Consider the following 23,217-nt stretch of genomic DNA (forward strand, 5'->3'; position numbering starts at 1 on the left):
AAACATTGGGTTTACAGGCCATACAACATGGAAAACGATTAAGCAAGGGCAAGAATCACACTCATCACTCATGGAAAAGAGGTTGTTGTTCATGTTCGAAGAGTTAAACGCATTTGCAGCTGTCGTGGAACAGTCCAGCCTGAACCGCGCATCCAAGTTACTGAACTTGTCCCAACCCGCACTCTCACGCAAAATTGCCAAATTAGAAGATGAACTCGGAGTTGCCCTGTTCCACCGCCGAGGTAAACGGCTAGAGTTAACCAATGTGGGCCAGTTCGCCTATACGTTCGCTGTGGAACAGAAGCAGCAACAACAGAAATTTCTGACCATGCTGGCCCAGTATAAAGACGAAGAACAGAGCACCATTACACTTGGCGCCAGCCTGACGACGCTTCAAACCACATTACCACCTCTGGTTAATGCCTTTATGGAGAAACATCCGAATGCCGAACTGAAATTGTTGACGGGAAAAACGCATGAGATTGTCTCTTTTGTACGTGATAAAAAAGCCGATGTGGGCATTGTCGCCTCCTCCATTAGTGAAACAGGGCTGAACTGTGTGCCGCTCTTTGACGATCATCTGGAGCTGGTTGTGCCGCTTACGCACCCTTTGTCCGGCAAGGAAGCCGGGATGGAACATTTACAGGATCTGCCGATGATCACGTTCTCCAAAGGCACCTGGTACCGCAAATTAACGGATGACCTCTTCCAGCGCTGTGCCGTGATGCCGGATATTCGTATGGAGATTGATTCCTTCGAAGCGATTATCCGCCTTCTGCCTTCCGCCAAAGCCGCTGCTCTATTGCCAAAGTCATACCTCCGTCCACAATTGCTCGCGGATAATGATCTGGTTTCTGTTCATTTGCCACAACTACAGCAGACCCGAAGAACTACCTGCATGATCTATGGGGAAAAAGAAGACCTCAGCGAGACCTCCAGACAATGGGTCAAGGAGACGGCTGCACTCTTTACAGCAAAGGCGCCGTTGCCCTCACGGAGGACCACGACGCCTTAGCCTTAATCTGATCAGCCAGGTTCCAACGCCTGGCTCCCATTTTAATTCATCTTAAGTTATCAACTTTCCTGGCTGATAACCTCTTCTTCAAACCGGTCGATATCTGCATTATTACCAATAATGACCATGATATCCCCCATCTGAAGCGAATCCAGTGCCGTCGGAGCGATAATGACTCCGGCTTCTTTCTGTAACGCCACAATGCTACAACCAAAGCGTACGCGTGCATTCAGGGTCGAAAGGGTTTTATTGTGCAGACAGGCGGGAACCTTCATCTCGACAATACTGTAGTCATTGGATAGTTCAATGTAATCCAGCAAATTCGGGGTAACCAGCTGATGGGCAACCCGAATGCCCATATCCCGTTCAGGGTAGACGACACGATCGATCCCCAGTTTATCCAGCGCTCGTCCGTGAAGGACGGATATGGCCTTGGCCACGACGGTCTTGACGCCCAGCTCTTTTAACAGAATCGCAGTGAGAATGCTCGTTTGGATATCATCCCCGATGGCAACGATGCAGCAGTCAAAATTACGAATACCCAGGGAGCGCAGCACTTCCTCATCTGTGGCATCGGCTACAACGGCATGGGTGACCAGCTCACTCATGTCTTCGACGACTTCTTCATTTTTATCGATTCCGAGTACCTCGTAGCCGAGTTCCATTAATTCCTGTGCCAGACTGGAGCCAAAACGCCCAAGCCCAATCACCGCAAACTGCTGTGTTTTCATTGTTCTTCACGAACCCCTTATCCAATAATCATTTTGCCTTCCGGATACCTGTATAACTCTTTACCCTTTTTCTGCCCAAGTGCATACGCTAATGTGATGGGTCCAAGCCTTCCTGCAAACATCGTAAAACAGATCAGGAGCTTCCCGATTGTAGTCAGCTTCAGCGTCAGTCCGAGCGATAATCCCACGGTGCCAAAGGCCGATGTCGTTTCAAATAAGATCATCATAAAACTGGCGTCTTCCGTGGTACTCAGCGCCATCGTTACGGCTATGATGAACAAGAGCGCCAGCAATGTAATGGTAAGTGCCTTGAAAATCCGTTCCTGTACCAGCCGATAGCGGAAAAACACAATATCTTCACGGCCACGCATCATGGCGATGACTGCCCCAGCCATAATCATAAACGTCGTCGTTTTGATCCCGCCTCCGGTAGAACCCGGCGAAGCACCAATGAACATCAGAATGATCATAAAGAACTGCGTTGCTTGCCTTAGCCCGGCAATGTCTACCGTATTGGCCCCTGCTGTTCGCGGTGTAACCGACTGGAAGAAGGAACCGAGTATTTTGCCACCCCAGTTCAGACCCCCGAGCGTCCGCGGATTGCTGAATTCGAATACGAAAATAACAAGTGCACCAAACGCAATCAACAATCCGGTCATCAGTAGTACCACTTTGGAATGTAAAGACAGCTTCCGCGTTTTCCGGTAATCCACCAGATCGGACAGCACCACAAAACCGATGCCACCAGCGACAATCAGGAACATGGCTGTAAAATTCACTAACGGGTCATATACATATCCGGTCAGACTGCGGAAATCCCCAAACATATCAAAGCCCGCATTGTTGAACATGGAGATCGCATGCCAATAGCCATAATAGATCGCCTGTCCGATTGGCATGTCGAACGACCAACGAATGGCAAACAGCGTGCCACATATGCCTTCGAGAATGAGGGAGTAGATCACAACTTTACGAATCAGCCGAACGATGCCCTCCATCGTGCTCTGGTTCATCGCTTCCTGTAGAATCAGCCGCTCCCTAAGCGATATCCGCCGTTTGAACGCAATGGCAACCAATGTGGACATCGTCATGAAGCCCAGACCGCCAATTTGAATCAGAATCGCGATCACAACCTGACCCAGCATCGAAAAATGAGTACCTGTATCGACCACAACCAAACCGGTGACACAGACGGCCGAAGTTGCCGTAAAGAGCGCATCAATAAATGCAAGGCTGTCACCGTTGCGGCTGGATGCAGGAAGCATTAATAGCAGCGTACCTACCAATATGATGCCAGCAAACCCTAACACAAGAATACGTGGTGGCGATAATCGCATCCATTGAACATTCAGTTTCACTTGAGTATCATCCACCTCTGCTAAAATGAAAATAACTCCACACCCCGTGGAGCCTCCTTCATCTGAAATGCTGTTTCCAAACGTTAAACATGTATGATTCAGATTAAAACGACATATATAATGAAGTTGGAATATAATCTATTCGTTCCCTTGTTGGGCGAAAGACATGCGAATCGTTGCACATTTGTTTCAAAATTATAAGCGCTGCGGCGTTTGCAGACAAAACGTTTTTTGTGTAAATCGGATCGAATTCAGCCAAAAAGGGAAAAACTCAGATATGGCGACGGATGGATCAGATTCTTTCGGTCCTTTTCATTCATTTTCAAGGATTTACACCTGTTTTCGTTACATGATTGGCATTCGATGCTTGCCCTGTGCTATGTTTACTTTAATATCCATATTAGTGCGTGTTCAAAAAGGATGGTTTTCAGTACCAAGAAGATGGGATGAAGATAGAAATGGAGTAGCGGAGCGTAGATAGAGCTACGTGAGCAACGGACATTTCGGCTGAATTCCATATTCGATGCTGATGATGCCGTTAGGCATCCTTCGTAATCAAAAGTGGACTTTTTGAACAACCTCTATTAATGAAGGAGGAACACCATAACATGAATCCCTTAGGGCAGCCTTTGCGACTCAAGGCTAACTTCAAGCGTCTGGGGTTGCTTGCGGCGATCGGCCTGATTCTATTTTTTGTATTTCAGATCTTTCCTGCTACCTCATCGCAAACGACAGAAATTCCGTCTACGTCCTTCATAACCAAGGAGCAGGCGACGCAATCCGCACGATCATTCGCAGCTTCTGTGGATGACTATACACTGCCAAATGATGCTGGAAACACCCTGGTAACCTACCAAACACATTCCGATATCTACGGGTATATGGCCAAAACGAAACAACTCGACGCCTATAATCAGAAATGGGAAACAGCCTATCCTTACGATGTATACCGCGTTCGTTTGCCTGATCAGGACAAAGGCGGTTTTCTTCATGTTGACGTACATATGAAAACAGGAAAAGTGGTCGGCTTCAAACGAGAACTTCCTTCGTCCCTCTATACCGCCATTGAGGCAGAACAAAGCACTGGGATAGTGACCACATCGCAAGTGCTTGCCGAAGGCAATATGTCTCTGGACGAGAAAGAACAGCTTGCGGCTGGCGTGCTGGCCGAATTCGGTTATGAAGTGCCGACACTTCAACTGGATACGCGCGATGGTGAAGCGGGACTGAAGTATACAGATTCTGCAAAAGCCATTGGAGACTCCAAGCTTGAACTGAACTTTACGTTTGAAGAGGGTGCGGTACGATCGTTCGATCCTGGCTTCTCGGTCCCTGAATCCCATACCGATTATGTGAAAGCTCAAACGCGCCAAGCCAACTGGATGACCTATGGCGGATACGCGTTCCTGACCCTTGTTCTGGGCGTGCTGGCCATTATCTATAGCATTCTGACCCGAACACATACGTCTTTCAAACGCGGGATCATTCTCTCGGTGGTGTATTTCGCAGCTTCGGTGATTGGCACGCTGAACATGATTCCTCTGCTTCAGGCACAAGGATTCTCCAACTTCATGTTAGCGTTCCTGATGTTATTTCAGATAGGCATTACGCTGGTCATGAGTGCAACCATCTATCTATCCCTCGTTGCTGGTGACGGCATGTGGCGTAAAATAGGTCTGAATCCTTGGCCTCGTGCCAAAGAACCGGGATACGGAAAATATGTACTTCACAGTATGTATGCTGGTTACCTGTGGGCATTCATTCTACTAGGTGTGCAATCCATCCTGTTCTTCATTCTGGAGCGGAGCATTGGCACATGGTCAACGACGTCAGCAGATCAATCTACATTCAATATGACCTATGCGTGGCTCTTCCCGATTATGGCCTGGATGGCCGGTATTGGTGAAGAAGCCGTCTATCGACTGTTCGGCATTCGTATGATGCAGAAGATTGTGCGTAATACGTTTATCGCATGTCTGATCCCAACCATCATTTGGGCACTTGGACACACATTGTATCCAATCTATCCAGTAATCACCCGTCCCATTGAACTGATGGTGATAGGATTACTATTCAGTCTGATCATGCTGCGTCACGGCTTCATTGCCGTTGTATTCGCCCATGTGATCTTCGACAGCTTGTTGATGGGACTCAGCCTGATATTTATGGGCGATGCCCTGAATATGGCTGCTGGACTCTTCTGGATCGTACTCCCGGCCATCGTTGGATATGTGGTCTACAAATTCAATCCAAAACAAAAAGAGAAGCCGTATGTTACGACTCCTCATCCCGAAGTGCTGCAATAATCTGATTAGCCAACTTGTCACCAATAGATAGAGGCCGGAAGTCTTCGACGCTGGCCTCTTTTATTTTGCGTAAAGAGCCAAAATGCTTCAACAGCAGCTTACGCCGCTTCTCTCCGATCCCCGGAATGGCATCCAAACGGGACGTGACCATCGATTTGCCACGCTGTTCACGGTGGAACGAGATCGCAAAACGGTGAACCTCTTCCTGTATTCGCTGCAACAGGTAGAATTCCTGACTATCCCGTGGCAGGGAGATAACTTCCGGTGGATTACCGATCATCAACTGTGAAGTCTTATGCTTCGCATCCTTCACCAGACCGCATACTGGAATATACAGCCCTAGCTCATTTTCCAAAATATCAACCGCAGCCGAGATCTGTCCTTTACCGCCATCGACCACAATCAGGTCAGGCTGGGTCAGGTTTTCTTTCAATACCCGCTCGTAACGGCGACGGATGACTTCTCTCATCGTTTCATAATCATCCGGTCCTTCAACCGAACGGACCTTGTACTTCCGATATTCCTTCTTATCTGGTTTACCATCCGTAAATACGATCATGGCCGATACCGGGTTCGTTCCCTGGATGTTCGAGTTATCAAATGCTTCAATACGGCGAAGCTGGTCCAGTCCAATAAAGCGTCCCAGTCCTTCGGCAGCTTTGGATGTCCGTTCTTCATTACGCTCAATCAGACGGAACTTCTCTTCCAATGCCACACGTGCGTTATCCACGGCCATGGTGATCATCTGCCGCTTCAATCCACGTTGCGGAATGAGCACTTTAATCTCCAACCACTCCTGTAACGCAGCAGCAACCTGAGTTGGGTCTTCCAGTCCTGCTGGGAGCTTCTCAGCTGATTCAGTTGTATCCGTTATTGGAGCATTCTCTTGCATACTCTCAGGTTGATCACCTTCTGCTTCAGCTGAACTTCCGTATGCTTCACGAGTCTCGGCAACCAATGGCTGGGAAGCGATACTTTGTTCCACTTGTCCCGTCTGTTCGAATTCTACCGTAACAGCGGCAGGCACCGCTCCATCAGCATCAGATACCGTATTCGTACTGTCGTCACCCGTTGACATATCTTTGGGCATTTCCGGCAACAAAATCTCTTGAGGCAATGCCGGATTATCGCTGTAATACTGCGTCACATAGGACATAAAGTCACTGTACGCCTCACCGTAAAACGGGAAGGTGGAGACATGGCGTTCGATCATTTTACCCTGACGCATATATAGAATCTGGACACACATCCAGCCTTTATCAATGGCAAAACCAAATACATCACGGTCTCTGGCATCGGCCATCGTAATTTTCTGTTTTTCCATCATTGCATCAATGGCGATTACCTGGTCCCGCAATTCCTTGGCACGTTCAAAATAAAGGTCTTCCGCAGCTTCCTGCATCTTACGCTGCAAATCCTTCTTAATCTCTTCATGCCCACCGCTCAGAAATGAACCGATCTCTTGCGAAATCTGATCATACTGCTCCTTCTCCACTTCCTTCACACAAGGGGCAAGACACTGTCCCATGTGATAATACAGGCACACTTCTTTGGGCATTACACCACATTTGCGCAGTGGATACATGCGGTCGAGCAGTTTTTTCGTTTGATGTGCCGCATACGAGTTCGGATAAGGTCCGAAATATTTGGCTTTATCTTTCAGCACACGCCGGGTTACTTCCAGCCGAGGGTGCTTTTCATTCGTAATTTTAAGATACGGGAATGTCTTGTCATCCTTGAGTAATACGTTGTAACGCGGCATATGTTTCTTGATCAGGTTACACTCCAGAATAAGTGCTTCCATGTTACTGCCCGTCACGATATATTCGAAATCACGGATTTCGGACACCAGACGCTGGGTCTTTCCGTTATGACTGCCAATAAAATAAGAGCGTACGCGGTTCTTCAGCACTTTGGCTTTACCTACATAGATAATGGTGCCTTCACTGTTCTTCATCAGGTAACAACCAGACATGTCTGGCAGCAAAGCAAGCTTATGACGAATCTGCTCCAATGCCTTCTCCTGATCCTGCAAATCATTGATGAATTGATCCATAATTCGGTGAATCCTCCTTCCCGAAAAAGCTGAAATCCTCACCTTACATGAGTTACTCCGATGACAGAATGATCTTTTTGATCGCCGTAATACAAAAATTTTGATACCTTTATATCAGTTAAACTAAAGATAATTCACACGAACACTACGATAACAGAACAACCTTCCAATCGCTGTTATCCCCAGATTTTTTTGATTCCCCTTTTTAAGGGGAAAATCCGGTGATAAAGGCGAACGCTTTGCTTTTTCAGGTTTTTTCTGTTCTCTCCGCTATTGTGTGAGTAATTAGTCCAATACATATTAAAGGTGAAACTCGGATAAAAATTGCAACGGCTATGCTTTTACAGTTCATTTCTGTCTTCTTCGTTAAACATGTAAATTTCCAGTTTCATTTTATATAAATAGTATACTTTATATTGTCCTATATAAAGGTATTCGACGCAAAACGCCCCCGGCATGTAAACCGGAGGCGTATGTGTAAGCCTGTTAAATTATTGGTGTTTTGCAATGATGCCTTTGAGCGCATCTTTCGAGTTCAGACCAACCACTTTATCTACTGGTTGACCGTCTTTGAAGAAGATCAATGTTGGAATGCTCATTACGCCAAAGCGGGAAGCAGATTCCGGATTTTCATCCACGTTAACTTTAGCAATTTTCACTGCATCGCCAACTTCTGTGGACAGCTCTTCCAAAATTGGAGCGAGCATTTTACAAGGACCACACCAAGGCGCCCAGAAATCAACAAGAACCGTTCCTTCGCCTTCTACTTCAGCGTTGAAGGATTGATCGGATACGTTAACAATAGCCATGAAATTGTCCTCCTTATATATACTTACGGTTTATTTTAACCTGTAACGTCGTGAACGACACTTCCAGTATAACACAGGTACGTCAAACTTGTGAATTGAACGCTACAATGTTCATCTTCCCAACATCAAATCTTCACAATTATAAGATGTGGCATGCCAACTGCAAAATCTTTACAAACGCTTTCTTTTCCAAGTATACTAAAATTACTCCGGGTTTCAGCCCCCATACGGGCAAGCTGTCATTCCCTATAAGGAGGCAATAACATGGACGCAAATGTACGGATCACCGACCCGCGTGAACATGTGAACGAGGAACCCCGCAACGATCTGTTTGATCTGATCGTGGGTGTTGCCGGCATGGGCGGCCTGATGACAGTGATCTTTTTCGGTATGGTGATCTTCAAATTCATCACCGAATAGGATGCTCAGGCTCACGCAGGACCAGAAAAGCCCGGTTTTCGCGACAATGCGAAAGCCAGGCTTTTTTTGGGGCTACTTTAGCTTTTGATTGCAATCAGCTCAGCTTCTAAATCAAAAGCTCCACCGATAATTTGAAGATTAACCTTGTCCAGAACCATTTCGTTCAATTAGATCGGTTCAACGTTTGCCGCGCTGATTCTCACCCCGAACGGAGATTACATCCACGAAAGGACGAATCCGGTCCATGAGACGCTGACCTTTATTCATTTCCTCGCCGTCCCGATTGGTGAAACTAAGATGTTTCTCCAGCCCATCCAGATTGTAATTGGACGTGTAGAACGTAGGTTTACGATTCATCCGATAGTTCAGAATGGACCCCATCACATGATCTCGAACCCAAGGGTTCAGATTCTCTGCCCCGATATCGTCAAAGATGAGCAGATCACAACTTTTCAGAATATCCGTCATTTCCTTCAGCTTCTGCCCTTCACTGATCATGGATTTCAGGTCCTCCACAAAGTCAGGCATATAAATAATGACACCCGTGTGGCCTGCAACCGCCAGTTCATGCAGCAGATAACACATCAGAAACGTTTTACCTGTCCCGAAAGTTCCTTCCAAAAACAGTCCTTGCGGAGACAGTCCGTTCTCTTTGGTCTCGCTAATATACCGAAGCACCTGATTCACAGCCGGAGCACGCATCCGATCCTTGCCCATAATCTCCACATCGTTGTATCCGGCACTGAGCGCACGCTCGTCCACATAGAAACTGCGAATTCGTTGCTTAATGATATGTTCATTTTGCCGGGCGATATGTTTGGAACAAGGCGCTTTTATATCTATGATTTCGGGTTTACCGTTAAAATGTTCTACTTCCAGTTTGCAAAAGTGGCCCTGAAAATCATTAGGGCAGTTGTCGAGTCCTGGGCAATTCGCACAGTTCTTTGAGTCTTTGGCGTACTGAAACAGCTTGCTCAGATCGGTCATGAGCTGTGCATCTTGCAGTTCAGGATGACCTGCGCGGAATTCGCGTACGTACGGATTTTCCATCAATTCCGCCGCAATCCGCCGCGATTGCTCACGAAAGGCAGGGTTCAGCTGCTGAAGCAGTCCTCCCAAGGATTCCATGGCTTCAAGCCCCCTTAATGTTTCAATATAGAATGAACAATGAAGTGTACCTGTGACCATCTTGATGGCATAGGAACTTTCGATCATTAGCAATTCTACTGTTCATTCTATAGAAAAACAACCAATAACTCAACTCATAGATCTGGTAAATAGCGTAACCCTTCCACCACCGTACGTAATGCCTAGTTTAGAGCATACTTGCAGTTCTGTACCTTTTAGTGTGTGTTCAAAAGTCTGTTTTTCGACTCTTTAAACAACTTTTATCAGCGGCGCAAGCCGACAGTAACGATCTCGCATGAACCTGTCTGTATGTTCCATTCCTTGGTGGCAAATGATAATGTTGATGCCTCTTCTATGCTGTTGAGATGAAGTATTTCGCCCTCTTCCTCCAGGATGTTGCTTTTGTATGCCGTTTCGAATGGCTGTGGATTCGCTTGTGATGCGGCAAGTTTCAACGTGGCAGAGTCGGTGGTCATATTGAACCAGCGTAGCATGACATCGCCGGAATCCTCATTTACCTTGAGTGAAGAAAATGCTAAACCGTCCCCTTGCCATGCAAACGGTGTGTTGCTAGGTGTCAGATAACCCGGGTGTACTTCGGTTTGTGCCAGCGTCCAAGGAACCTGGAACTGATACGCCTCAATATATGCACCTGATGATGCACCATTTCCATCATGCGGAATGATCTCGATCTGAAATGTATGTTCACCAAGGCATTGTGCTTCAGGTGTCGGGAACAAGCCCCAGTCTCCGAGTTCGCCCACAGCACGAAGCAGCGTTACGGCGATCGTGTTACGCCCATCTTGAAGCACTTCATATTCATTCAGACCCAGATTGGCCACGACCAGTCCCGCCTCTTTTTCACTCACATCCACAAAATTCTGTTGATGCTGAGTATTGCTTGGATTTTGCCACTCCGGTGCAGGCTTGTTATCGCGCGTTGCAATTTCGAACATGGAGTCCACATGATGAACCCGAGATACGAGATCCGTTGGGAAAAGAGCGCGCACCCGATGATCCTTCGCCTGATTGTTGAAGGTTGTTTCTATTTGCACGCCTTTTCCAATGCGACTAAGCGATACAACCGTGCGGATCTGGAGCGGAATCATTTTCGTTGATCGCTGGGCTTTGCGGTGTGGATAATAAATCAGTTCTCGTTGTTCCTGATCCAGCATCTCATCCGCCGACTCTGGTATTTCCCAACGATGAATCACTTCGAACGAGGCGAAGTATGATGTATCCTCAAGGATTCGAATCTCAGCCTGAAGTGCTTCAGTTGTCAATGCTACTTCTTTCTCTGGCTGCTTGAACATGTATTCATTACCGATATCGCCCACATTTTCGTATACGCCAAGGTCTTTGTAAGTCCGGCCTGTTCGTTTGTCTGTGAGTGTGAATGAACCGTTGTCAGCAATTGTGACGATCAAATGTTGATTTTCCATGCCACGTTCACCACGCAACAGCGTAGTCGTTTTCGACGGAGTACCACTCTTAGCATCATCCGCAAAATTGACCAATGCATAGGTTTTTAGCCCAAATGCAGCTACATTCTCTGTTTCAAAACGAATACGAACGCGCCGACAGCTATACGGCTGACGGAAGCGATCATCTGGCAGATCATAGCCAAATTGCAGACCCAGATCCTCCACCATACATGGAATGTGGTTACCATCTTCATCTACAAGTATGCGGTCTGACAGGTTCACGGCTTTCATCTGTGCCGCCATCTCTTCCAATGTATATCCATCCCGGAAATACAACCGAGCCGCGTCCAGTTCCATCTGAACCACACCGCTTCGTTCCCAACCCGTTGTATTAAACACCACAATAGGCCGAGCATTTTCGCCGTAACTCTCAAATATGGAGGTATCGACAGCTGTAGCAATCTGGCTGGTGCTCTCTTCAATTAAAGCCTCTGCTACATGACGGCTCTTATCAAACCGTGTCACCATCTCGCGGTGCACCTCATCCACACTGCATCCACAGATGCTGTCATGTGGATGATTTTGCATCAGCGTTTTCCAGGCATACGTCAGTTGGTCATGTGGATAGGCATGTCCAAGCAGATAGGCGTAGGATGCCAGGGGTTCAGCCACTTTTTCCAGCATGGTCTGGCCCAGCTGGTTCATCTGTTTCAGATACACACGAGCCGAGGCTGTGTTCACCAAAGTTCCCCAGCCATCGGTACGCTGGCTGCGTAGTTCGCCTTTGACTGTAGACAGTTCATGTTCAGCCGATGCTCTCAAAGCTTCCAGATAATCTGGAAAGTTAGAGTGAATGAACTCAATGTCGGGATATAATTGTTCAGCCATACGGATGGCTTCTGGCAAGTCTCGCTGAATCGGCTGGTGGTCACATCCGTTCATGTAGAGCAGCTCATTCGTTGACGCATATTTCTCAGCATCTGCAAGCTTGGTTTCCCAGAACTTGCGGGCCGATTCCTCGTCTACCGGAACTTCATTCCCGTTGGAGTACCAGTTTGCGAACAATACACCGAGCACTTCCGATCCGTCTGGCCCTTCCCACATCAGCTCCGAGAAGCTCGATTCATATCCGGCATCCGATACCGTATTATTGAAGCCCGTAGGCTTCACACCACGTCCAAAGAACACATTATCAATGCCTGATTGCTGCATCAGTTGCGGGGTCTGTCCGACCAATCCGAATGTATCGGGAAAGTAACCAATTTTCGAAGGAATGCCGTAACGCTTGGCGTCTTTATGTCCAACCTGCATGTTGCGCACATTGGCTTCGCCGCTCGTCAGAAACGCATCCTGCAAAATGTACCATGGTCCAATCACAATCCGGCCATTACGGATATGTTTCTCCAGTCGTTCCTTCTGCTCCGGGCGAACCTGAAGATAGTCATCGATGATAATCGTTTGTCCATCCAAATAAAAGCTTTTATAGTCCGATCCCTCATCAAGCTGATCTAACAGTGAATCGACGAGCTGAATAAGACGCATATGATGCTTCTCATAAGGCAAATACCATTCCCGATCCCAGTGGGTATGTGAAATGATGTGTGCTCTCTTCTTCTTGGTCATCGTGTTATCCCACCTCTTTCATCTTGCTGTATAATCTCAACCTCATCAGGGCGATACACGCCATTCAGCTTTCCGGAAGTATCTGTGGCAAACAGCACGGAACGATTTTTCTCCAATTGGAAGGCATACGATACACCTGTACGTTGATCTCTTACGTGAACCTCATGATTCAAGGCAAACTCCGATACGAATACATAGAGATTTCCTTTTGGAAAACTCAGCTTCCGCCCGTAGATTCCTGCAACATCCCCGCCAGATATCCATTCCAACTCCTGTTCGATGCCAGCAATCTCAGTAGCGTAACGATATAATTCAGCAAGTGGTTCATCGCGTCCGTTTAACTCGAGCGGCAGTGGGGTCCAGATTAATTTTCCTTTACCCAAAGGCAATACGGTTACTTCATCTGGTGTACCATTATCCCTGTGAAGTAAAGTTTCCTTCGCCACCTCGGCGATACGACGCCGTCCATAGGTCACTCGATGATTCACTCCGTTAATATTCAGCAATTCCTCCCGCTGCACGTTACCCAGACTGCGTTTGCCTACGATATGATCGGCCCGGTCACTTGTTTTCCAGTATGCGTCTAGTCCCAGTGGTCCAGTGATGAGCAGACTTGTACCTTCCTTCTCCGCAAACGTGAGCAATTGTTGTAGTGCATCGCTGTCCATATTGTGCGGACTTGGTACGATAATCAGCTTCGGCGGCTGTTGCTCCAACGCTTCCAGATGATATTCGGATAACGCACGGAACGGCAGTTTCAGATCATAGGACATCACCCGAGTAAGCTTCGTTGTGGCATCATAGGCCAGGGCACGGTTGGAGAAGTCATTGGAATACGGGAACATTACTGCAATATCCTCCAGCTCACGGTCTTCAAAGAGATCTCGAATGCCATGCATGAATCGGCCAAAATCATAAGATACATCTGCCTCTGGCTTCTCCGTACCATCTGCACGCAGGGCTCCGATATGAGACTCATTGGCATTATCCATATAGAAGTTGGTATTCCAGATCCATTGCACGGCCCCTGCGCCGCCTGTCGAGAAAGCATAGGCGTACTTGCGTTCGAGAATGCCACGAAGCTCTTCTTCCGAACGTTTGGCTCGTCCATCCGGGGTTTCCACATACATGATGCCCGTCTCCTGAATGAGATTTGGTTTGTTTGGCGTTTTGACGAAAATACCGTCCCAGATCAGATCATCATTCAACCACCAGGAATGCACGGTTGTATAATCCACTTCACGTTCATAGAAGAAAGGCGAAGGACGCTGCGCACCAAGGGCTTCATCCTGTCCCACGGTGACCAGATGATCCGGTACCAGATCCTTGATCGTACCTACAAGCTCTCTTGCCCAAACATTGTGCATCTCCATGGAGAAGAGACAGTAATCGAGCCAGCGTGTTCCTTTTTTGGCCTTGTGCATGTCCTGTACATCAAAATTAATCTCTTCCGCCTCCGGGATCACCACGGCTGCAAAGTTCGGAAGCTGCTTCGGTGACATGTTCCATGCCTCCTGCAACGCCTCAATCGTCTGATGACGCTGCTGAAGCCAAGCGATATAAGCCTGCTGTTCATACAAATCCCTTGCGGAGCGTGGGCCAGCTGAGAAGATACGCACCGGATCAAACATCGATGGCTCATTAATCAGATCCCAGTCCACATGGGTTGTATGCGTATGACGACTGACGATACTGCGAATGAAACGTTTCTGTGCTTCGACACTCTGCGGATCCAAATACGGATTCGTGCCTTCCCATGTCTCTGGTGTAAAGGAGAAGAAAGTGAACGTGACCTGCAAGCCATGGCGTTTCGCCGTTAAAATAAATGCATCAATGGCACGAAGCACATCTTCTGCCATATGTCCGTCCACCTGCATCATGTTGCGATAGGCGGTCCAGATTCCCGTCCGAATCCAGTTAATGCCGGCTTTTGCCATCTGAGCCATGTCTCGATCCCAGACATCCGCATTGGGCAAAAACAGAAATTTCCGTGCCACATCGGAGGTCATGTAGGTCATGCCCACAACAGGCAGAGGTCGTCCGTCTTTTACAAAATAATCCCTGCTGCGGGTAATCACTTCCCCTTCTGCCAGCAGTGCAGCATCCTGCCCCCAGAAGCCTTGACGCAAGATTCGAACTTGCCCGTCTGGTGCCTGTGCGCGGCATACGATCCGATACAGCCCACTTTCAATGGAAACCGGGAGAAGTATACGTTCGAAACGCTGCTCACCGGAAAGTTCCATCTCCAGTCGATGGCTCCATACCTTCTCCGTCGTGCCACTTGTGCGATCTTCATGCTCGACCGTTATGTCAAACGTCCACAGCTCGGATTCGGTAAGTCTGTTGCCTGCACGCTGTAAAATCTGGCCTTGAAGTGTGAGTACAGCCCGCTCATCTGGCTCATACGAAGCATAATTCGTTTTGAGGGATAACTCAGTTACACCTTGCGCACAGAATTGCGCCCATTTCACAATCTCGGCAGCGCCATCCTGCGTCCAGAATGAGGTGGTCAGCGGCAGATGTACAAACATCCAGCGTGAACCTACGAAAGTCCCGCGCGAGTTTTCCCACAGAACGACCGGAGCGGCGACACTGCGCCCGTCTTTACTCATGCCACGAAGCAATGGATAAATCTGCGTACTCATCGGTCCTGATGAACCCATCTGGTGGGGCAGATCACTTGTTTTGGTTGTATGTGGAACCAAATTCCATGTATCTGCCTTCTCGAACAGCCCCTCTTTCCCAGTGAGAAGCGGGATCTGTTCGGATGAAGTGTACGATTGCACATTGGCAGAAGATACGTTCAACGCCTCATGAATATAGAGTTCCTGATGATACGCGGTCTGCTCTGACTCTACAACCCAAGCCCCATTCTCATATCGAACCGGACGTTTGAAGGGCGCACCCCCCACACTGATCAGGCTCCCGCCCTGATGCAGGTAAGCTGCAATCTCCGTCCAGGCGGACTTGGGAAAATAGGGTGCATGCAGATTGACCAGACATCCTTCACCTGCTGTGGTCTTCAAAGCCTCTGCGAGTTCTTCGGCGTTTACAACGGTGATCTCTTCGACTGCTTTCCATGTATTCAGAGCCTCATGAGTTGGAGAAGCACCTTCCATCGGAAACGCAGGATCAGCGAAGATAATCAGCTTTTTATCATTAGGTTGCATACTCATAACAGGCCATCCTTCATGGATCTATAGACCAACTGGGAGAACAGGCTGTTGGACCATGCAAACCATTTTCGTGTAAAAATCGTTGGATCATCGGCGTGGAAGCCTTCATGCATATACCCCGTATCTGCATCTGTCGCTTCGAGCATGCGAATAATCTCCAGTTTCTCCTCCGCAGACTGTGAAGTCAGTCCCTGCATGGATAAGCCCATATGCCAGATGTAATCGGGCGGTGTGTGTGGGCTACCGATTCCTTTGGCAACCTTGCCCTCATAATAGAACGGGTTCTCTTTGCTCAGGGCAAAACGGCGTGTATTCTGGTAGATCGGATCATCCGCTGTGACGTAACCCAGATATGGAATGGACATGAGTCCCGGTGTACCCGCATCGTCCATGAGACAGTGGTTGCCATAACCGTCCGTCTCGTACGCGTAGATTGGTCCAAATTCCGGATGGAGATAAATACCATACAGTTGAATGCCGTGATCCACGTCCTGCTCCAAATCCTTCAATTCCTGCAAAAATTCCATATCCCGGAACACCCACTCGGCAAACTCCTGCATCTGACGCAGAGCGACAACCGCGAACATATTGCCTGGAATGTTGTAGTGGAAATCGCACGCATCATCACTGGAACGGAAGCCGGACCAGATCATACCCGTGTAATTGACTGGCATACCCTTTCCGTGATTACGGAGAGAATCTGTTGGGATACCGTTATTACGAGTAAAGCGATATGGAGATTGTTCCATGTGATGCTGTTCGACTTTGAACAGGTCCACGATTTTACGCATCGCTGCTTTGAAGCTTGAATCGAAAATGTCGGTCAGCTCGGTTTCCTTCCAATATAAATACGCCAAACGTACAACAAAGCATAATGAGTCGATCTCAAATTTGCGTTCCCACACCCAAGGTGACATGTCGGTCTCGTCCGTGGTGTTCCAATGCCAGTCATTCGCCGTCTCATTGAAGGCATTGGCATAGGGATCGATGTGAACATATTGGATATGACGTTTGATCAGCCCACCAATGATGCGCTGCAGGTCCTCATCTTCTTTTGCAAACGGAATGTAATGTACCACCTGCTCCACGGAATCACGCAGCCAGGAAGCCGAAATATCTCCTGTGATGACAAAAGTCGTACCGTCCTCCATCAACTTGGTTGTTGTTTCAATTGTGTTGGGGAAGCAGTTTTTGAATAATTGCAGCAGTTTTGGTCGGTGAGCCAGTTTCTGTTCTGCTTCTTCGAGCACGGCCTGAATGGATTGTGGCAAAGCAACAGGTGGCATGGGTATTTTGGGTAATCTGAACTGTTCCATGGATGAGTGCAACTCCTTAAACAAATTGAATGGTGTAGCTATAAAAGATCAAGCTGAGAACATTCACACTAGACCACTACGATGACAGAATAACCTTCTGATCGCTGTTATCCCCAGATTTTTTGATTCCCTTTTCTAAAGGGTAAATCCGGGGATAAAGGCGAACGCTGACGCTTCTTCTGGTTATTTCTGTCCTCTCCGTTAACGTGTGAATAAAGAGCTGGACATGTATAGCTCGAAATATTTCAAAAAGGTTTACCGCAGTAGCACGGTTTGTATTTCGTAAGGTTTAAAAGATAATGTGATCTGGCCATTGGTATGGGCCAGTGGTTTGATCGGTTCTTCCAGTGCGTTGGAGTGATACGCTTGCTCAAAGGCATGCGGCCAATGCAATGTGATGTTGTCGCGTTTGCCTGATGATTCATAGAAACGAAGCACGGTGCCTGGCCCATCCTCCGCCATTTTGACCGTATCAAGAATGACGTGATTACTATTAAAGTTAATCCAGGAGCCTGTTGCTGGACGTACAGGTGCCGCAATTGCAGTTGCATCTGCAATTGGATCTACTCCAGTCCCTGTGCTTGGCTGTACCTGCTCTATCTGCTGCTCTTGTTGTATCTGGCCCTTTTGTTGCACTTGTTTCACTTGCTGTACTGTCACCTCATGATTCAGCTCGGCAGCCTGACGTACGGTGTGTGCAGTTCGCCAGTCTCCGTCATGTGGATATAGGGAATAGGTGAATTCATGTTCTCCCAGATCAGCCGTGCGATCAGGCCATTTCGGTGCTCGCAGCAAGGACAAACGAATGGTGCTTCCCTGCACGTCATACCCGTATTTGCAATCATTGAGCAGGCTCACGCCGTATCCATATTCGGATACATCCGCGAAGCGGTGTCCACAGACTTCATACTGGGCTTGTTCCCAGCTTGTGTTACGATGTGTTGGGCGTTCCAGTGCGCCAAATGGAATCTCAAATGTCGCTTTGGAGGTAACCACATCAATTGGGAAGCCAACTTTCAGAAGTTTGTGATTCTCGTTCCAGCTCACCTGTGTCTGGAAGTCAATTCGCCGTGAATCATGATAAAAGACGATATCTTGTGTGATTTCCGATTGATGTAGCTTCCAGCGGAAACGCAGGATATCCTTCGTTGTACCCGCCAGCACCAGCTTTTTCTCCAACAGTTCCACTTCGCCAGCAATCTGCTCTTCATAACGACTGTCGATATCCCATGCATCCCATAACGTCGGACGATCGTGGAAGAAGTGAAGTTGATTGCCTCGTTCACCCGGCTTCAACATCTCACGCTCTGCGGTTTTATCCCACAGACGGGTGATCTCCCCACGTTCATTGAATTGCACATGATAAAAGGCGGTATCCCATGTATCATTAAAGGTTGGTTGTGCGGCAAGGGTGGTCATTTCCCGTACATTCGTTTCCCTTGTATTTTCCGGTACAAGCCAAATCGTTTTATATCCAAACGCCGGAATGTCTGTCACGAGAATAGACATGCTGTCATCCTCCCGATCCATCCGCAAGCGCTGGCCTTTTTCATCGATGCCGTAGCGATCCAAGCCATCCTGCACAGGAAGTTGAACGACTGCACTCCGTTTCCAGCCCAGGCTGTTGAATACAACATAGGCTACTGAACCTTCTGGTCCCTCTGTGTTGATACTCGTTGTCAATGCTGCAATGCCTTGATCCAGTCCGGTTCTGCCTAATTCAAATACCTGTACATATTCCTCATTCGAAGTGACGTAGGACTCCGTAATCGCCGATCCCGGTATAATATCGTGGAATTGATTCAGCAAAATTAATTTCCAGCCTTCATGCAGTGCTGAACGCACTTCAGCTTCTGCATCTGCCTCCATATCTGGCAGAGCGAGTGTATTCCACAGCTCAGCTTCTCGATATAGAACCTCCGCTTTCCGGTTGTTACGCTTATTGCGCGCATGGGTCGTATAGGTTCCCCGATGTAACTCCAGATACAGATCGCCATGCCACTTCGGAAGTACAGGTTGCTCCTTTTCAATTCCGGCAAAGAAAGCTCCAGCTGTGCTATATCGGCTCGCAGGCTGACCTACCATCAGGTCTGCGCGATCCACATACTCCAGCATCTCGCGTGTTACGCCACCGCCGCCATCACCGTGTCCGTATAGAAGCATATGCTCCGGATGAGTTGCTTTCTCACGGTAGGACTGCCAGTGATCATGAATGTCCTTCGGCAGGGTGTGTTCGTTAACCCCATGATTGAGGTAGGACAGGATCGGTGTGCCGTCAATACCCACCCAATGGAAGAGATCGTATGGAAACACATTTGTGTCATTCCATCCGAGCTTTGTTGTCATGAAATACTCCACATTGCCATGCTTCAAAATCTGCGGCAGGGAGGCACAGTAACCAAACGTATCCGGCAGCCATTCAATCTGTGATGTCTTGCCAAACTCCTCCATATAGAAACGCTGACCATATAACATCTGGCGAATCAGGGACTCCCCGCTTGGGATGTTCAGATCGGGCTCAACCCACATGCCGCCCACCAACTCCCAGCGACCTTCTACAATCCGCTGCTTCACCCGTGCATACAGCTCGGGATCATGCTCCTTCAGAAACGCATATAGTAAGGGTTGGCTCTGGGAATAAACATAGTCAGGATATTCATTCATGAGTGCATCCACGGTGGAGAAAGTACGGCTCGTTTTGCGTACCGTCTCACGTACAGGCCACAGCCAGGCAATATCAATATGGGACTGTCCCACCATATGCTCCAGACCTTCCGCGTTTCCGCCAATCTCACGCACATGATGCTTCAGATTATTCTCAATCTGACGAATACCCTCTCCCTGCTCAATCTCTTCTGCTGACATGCCTACAAATTGATCCATCGCACGATACACCAGTTCTAACAGGCGAACCCGCCGAAAGTCACTTTCCGGTAGCAACACAGCCGAATCACGGACAATAATGACGGTATACATCAGACTACGAACCGCTTCATTGGGTCTCACCAGCAAGCTCGTAATTGATGTGATTGGCGGCTGAATAACCGCCTGTTGATTCAACGGGTCTACAGGTTCAGGTACCGGATCAAACATCTCGATCTCCAGTTCTGGAGCGTTTCCGACTTTGGATGGATCAAGCGTGACGTAGGTATGATTGCGGTCAAGGCCCTGATAAGAGTTCCCATTTACCCGAAGCAAGCCTTCTCCGCCTGTCTCAAATACAAGTCCATAAGGTGTTTGCTGCCATGTAGCAGGAATCTCCAAACGTGTTCTGAAAAAATAAGTCGTTCCCTGTTTGCTCGGAAAACGCTCAAAATCTTGCCCTTCGGGGTACTCACCCTGATCCTCATACTGTCCTGGCACATGATAATAAGCGCGGGTAATGTCCCAGTTGCGCAGCTGTAATTGCTCAAGCCACTGATGTTCGGACAACTCGCGAATAAATCGTCTGATACGTTCCAACGTCTTACGCCTCCCTTACGGTCAGTTCGGCTATTTGCGTATCGTTAACGCAGCTGCCGATATGAATATGGAATTGTCCCGGTTCAACGACAGGCTTCAAATCACGACCAATATACTGCAGCTGCTCGGCCCCGATGTGGAATTCCACGATCTGTGTTTCTCCAGGCTCCAGCTTCACTTTCGCAAACCCCTTTAGTTCCTTGGCGGGACGAGTCAGCGAACTGACCACATCAGAGATATACATCTGTACAACCTCTGCACCTGCATAACGGCCAGTGTTGGTCACATTCACCGATACCGTAACCGTATCACCAGCTGTCATGGACTCAGCACTCAGTTTCGGCTCGCTATACTCAAATGTGGTATAGCTTAGTCCGTATCCAAATGCATAACGTGGCTCCAGATCCTCTTCCAAATACCTTTTGCCTCGGGAACGTTTGCCGTTATAGTAGATTGGTAACTGACCGACATGCTTCGGAATGGAGATCGTCAATTTGCCTGACGGATTCACATCACCGAATATAATATCTGCGATGGCATGCCCGCCCTCTTGACCCGGATACCACGCCTCCAGAATCGCATCAGCATGTTCATCTACCCAAGGTTCAGTGATGGGACGACCATTAATGTAAACAACGACAAGTTTTTTGCCGAGCTTGTGAATCTCCTGAATGAGTTCCAACTGTACTCCGGCAAGACCCAACGTCATCCGGTCGATCCCTTCGCCACACTCCATATCATTCCAAGAGTTATCCGACACATTGGAAGCTCCCGTTTTCAGATCGATCGTTCCTTCTCCAAAGTCACGCGCACTGGAGCCGCCAACCACCATAATGACCGTATCCGCCTGGCTGGCAACTTCAATCGCACGCTCAAATCCTTCTTTTGAATCACCTTTAATCCGGCAGCCCGGTGCATAAAGAATCTGATCTGTACTGCTGTCACCAGTCAACGGACCAACAGAACTCTTCTCCGTTTGCCCATCCACATGATTAGCCAGCTTACTGCGAATCCCATCCAGTACCGTCGCCACTTTCGACTTCGGTTGCGGAGATGTGTAATCGCCCAGTTGATTGTAGGCCTGATCCGCATTGGGGCCAATGACGGCAATCCGGCCCACATTTGTTATCGATAGAGGTAGAGTTTCAGCCTCATTTTTGAGAAGTACAACACCTTCCGCAGCCAACTGGCGTGCCAGCTGAACATGCGCTTCACTGCCAATCACTTCTGCTGCCCGATCGGCATCCACGTAAGGCTGTTCGAATAAACCCAGTCTGAACTTCAACACCAGCACGCGAGAGGCAGCCTGTTCCAGAACCTGCATATCAAGCTTTCCTTCTGTCACAGCCTGCATCAGATATTGCCCAAACATCTCACCGGACATTTCCATATCGATGCCTGCCTCAATCGCCTGTACGGAAGCTTCCATTCCATCTGCCGCGACATCATGCCCACTTGCCAGCATGTTGATCGCACCACAATCCGTAATGACCAGACCGTCAAAGCCCCAATCCTTACGCAAAACATCTTCCAGCAATTCCGTATTCACGGTGCAAGGCGTGCCATCAATTTCGTTATATGCTGGCATGATCGACGCAGCGCCCGCTTCCACCGCTTTGCGGAATGGATAGAGATCCACTTCCAGCAGTTCGCGCCAGCCCATATGTACAGGCCCTGCATTACGTCCACCTTCCGAGCTGCCATAACCAACAAAATGTTTCAGCGTTGCCGCTACTGCATCGTCCCGATCAAGACTTTCACCCTGAAGCCCTTCCACGGAAGCAACTGCCAGTTCTCCAATAAGAAACGGATCTTCACCGAAGCATTCCTCCGTACGTCCCCAGCGCGGATCACGCACAACATCCAGTACCGGAGAATAGGTGACCGCACCACCTTGGGCACGTGTCTCCCTTGCTACTGCCTGGCACATCTTCCGATACAGATCCACATTCCAGGTGCTCCCCAACAAAAGGGGGACAGGATAGACCGTTCCGTCAATGGCCATATGACCATGCGAACACTCTTCCCCGATCAGGATAGGAATCCCCAGTCTGGAATGCTCTACCGCATAACGTTGAATCAGGTTAACCGCCTCAGCGCCTTCTCTGGCGGATAGTCCATTTTCCAGCGTAACGCCCGTCCACGGATCTGCCCGAAGTGCACCATAGAGGGAGCCGACGCCCCCATTTTCCACTTGCTGTTTAAAGGAATCATTTAACGTGATGTTCCCTTGATCATTCGTATATGTTTGCCAGCCAAATGGCTGCGTAAGTTGGCCTACCTTTTCTTCCGTAGTCATCAGGCTAAGCAGGTGTTGTGCCCGTTCCTCTACGGATTTGCTTTGGTCCTTGTAAGTCATCAATCTGCATCTCTCCAATCCTATAACGTGATCC

At 48.4% G+C, this 23,217-nt stretch carries 13 protein-coding genes; 3 read left to right on the plus strand and 10 right to left on the minus strand.

Going from position 1 to position 23,217, the window contains the following annotated elements:
* Positions 1 to 91 precede the first annotated feature (91 nt).
* On the plus strand, positions 92 to 1,015 hold the full coding sequence (locus HF638_RS13080; protein WP_169480599.1) for a LysR family transcriptional regulator: 924 nt from the start codon (positions 92 to 94) through the stop codon (positions 1,013 to 1,015).
* Between the two features lie 59 nt (positions 1,016 to 1,074).
* Here HF638_RS13080 and HF638_RS13085 read toward each other — a convergent pair whose 3' ends face one another.
* Positions 1,075 to 1,746 carry a potassium channel family protein gene (locus HF638_RS13085; protein ID WP_074096339.1) on the minus strand — a complete coding sequence of 224 codons (672 nt, stop codon included), beginning with the start codon at positions 1,744 to 1,746 and terminating at the stop codon, positions 1,075 to 1,077.
* 17 nt (positions 1,747 to 1,763) lie between these two features.
* Positions 1,764 to 3,083: a TrkH family potassium uptake protein gene (locus HF638_RS13090; RefSeq protein ID WP_211175644.1), complete on the minus strand. Its 1,320-nt coding sequence runs from the start codon at positions 3,081 to 3,083 to the stop codon at positions 1,764 to 1,766.
* 629 nt (positions 3,084 to 3,712) lie between these two features.
* On the opposite strand from HF638_RS13090, the gene HF638_RS13095 reads away from it, so the two are divergent.
* A complete protein-coding gene (locus tag HF638_RS13095; protein WP_169480601.1) occupies positions 3,713 to 5,410 on the plus strand; it encodes a CPBP family intramembrane glutamic endopeptidase in 1,698 nt (565 codons plus the stop codon).
* Here HF638_RS13095 and uvrC read toward each other — a convergent pair.
* On the minus strand, positions 5,379 to 7,466 hold the full coding sequence (uvrC, locus tag HF638_RS13100) for an excinuclease ABC subunit UvrC (protein WP_169480602.1): 2,088 nt from the start codon (positions 7,464 to 7,466) through the stop codon (positions 5,379 to 5,381). The two genes, HF638_RS13095 and uvrC, sit on opposite strands and share 32 nt — an antisense overlap.
* A gap of 491 nt (positions 7,467 to 7,957) precedes the next feature.
* Positions 7,958 to 8,275, minus strand: a complete 318-nt coding sequence (trxA, locus tag HF638_RS13105; protein WP_017692451.1) for a thioredoxin — start codon at positions 8,273 to 8,275, stop codon at positions 7,958 to 7,960.
* 264 nt (positions 8,276 to 8,539) lie between these two features.
* Between trxA and HF638_RS13110 the strand changes: the two genes are divergently transcribed.
* Positions 8,540 to 8,695 (plus strand): YqzM family protein, encoded by a 156-nt coding sequence (locus tag HF638_RS13110; protein ID WP_169480603.1) that lies wholly within the window; start codon positions 8,540 to 8,542, stop codon positions 8,693 to 8,695.
* 177 nt (positions 8,696 to 8,872) lie between these two features.
* Here HF638_RS13110 and dnaI read toward each other — a convergent pair whose 3' ends face one another.
* The 6 genes from dnaI to HF638_RS13140 all read right to left on the minus strand — a co-directional run bounded on the left by dnaI (position 8,873) and on the right by HF638_RS13140 (position 23,183).
* A complete protein-coding gene (gene dnaI / locus HF638_RS13115; RefSeq protein ID WP_036605787.1) occupies positions 8,873 to 9,823 on the minus strand; it encodes a primosomal protein DnaI in 951 nt (316 codons plus the stop codon).
* Positions 9,824 to 10,086: 263 nt separating this feature from the next.
* Positions 10,087 to 12,870 carry an alpha-mannosidase gene (locus HF638_RS13120; protein ID WP_169480604.1) on the minus strand — a complete coding sequence of 928 codons (2,784 nt, stop codon included), beginning with the start codon at positions 12,868 to 12,870 and terminating at the stop codon, positions 10,087 to 10,089.
* Positions 12,867 to 16,046 (minus strand): beta-galactosidase, encoded by a 3,180-nt coding sequence (locus tag HF638_RS13125; protein ID WP_169480605.1) that lies wholly within the window; start codon positions 16,044 to 16,046, stop codon positions 12,867 to 12,869. The genes HF638_RS13120 and HF638_RS13125 overlap by 4 nt, the downstream gene beginning before the upstream one ends.
* Positions 16,043 to 17,362, minus strand: coding sequence for a glycoside hydrolase family 125 protein (locus HF638_RS13130; RefSeq protein WP_169480606.1), 1,320 nt, complete (start codon positions 17,360 to 17,362; stop codon positions 16,043 to 16,045). The genes HF638_RS13125 and HF638_RS13130 overlap by 4 nt, the downstream gene beginning before the upstream one ends.
* Positions 17,363 to 17,617: 255 nt before the next feature.
* The gene (locus tag HF638_RS13135; RefSeq protein WP_169480607.1) at positions 17,618 to 20,824 is read right to left on the minus strand and encodes an alpha-mannosidase; all 3,207 of its coding nucleotides are present in this window, start codon (positions 20,822 to 20,824) and stop codon (positions 17,618 to 17,620) included.
* Positions 20,825 to 20,828: 4 nt separating this feature from the next.
* Positions 20,829 to 23,183, minus strand: a complete 2,355-nt coding sequence (locus HF638_RS13140; RefSeq protein WP_169480701.1) for a glycoside hydrolase family 3 N-terminal domain-containing protein — start codon at positions 23,181 to 23,183, stop codon at positions 20,829 to 20,831.
* Positions 23,184 to 23,217: the final 34 nt, after the last annotated feature.

Source organism: Paenibacillus sp. SZ31 (genome assembly GCF_012912005.1).
Taxonomy (GTDB): Bacteria; Bacillota; Bacilli; order Paenibacillales; family Paenibacillaceae; genus Paenibacillus.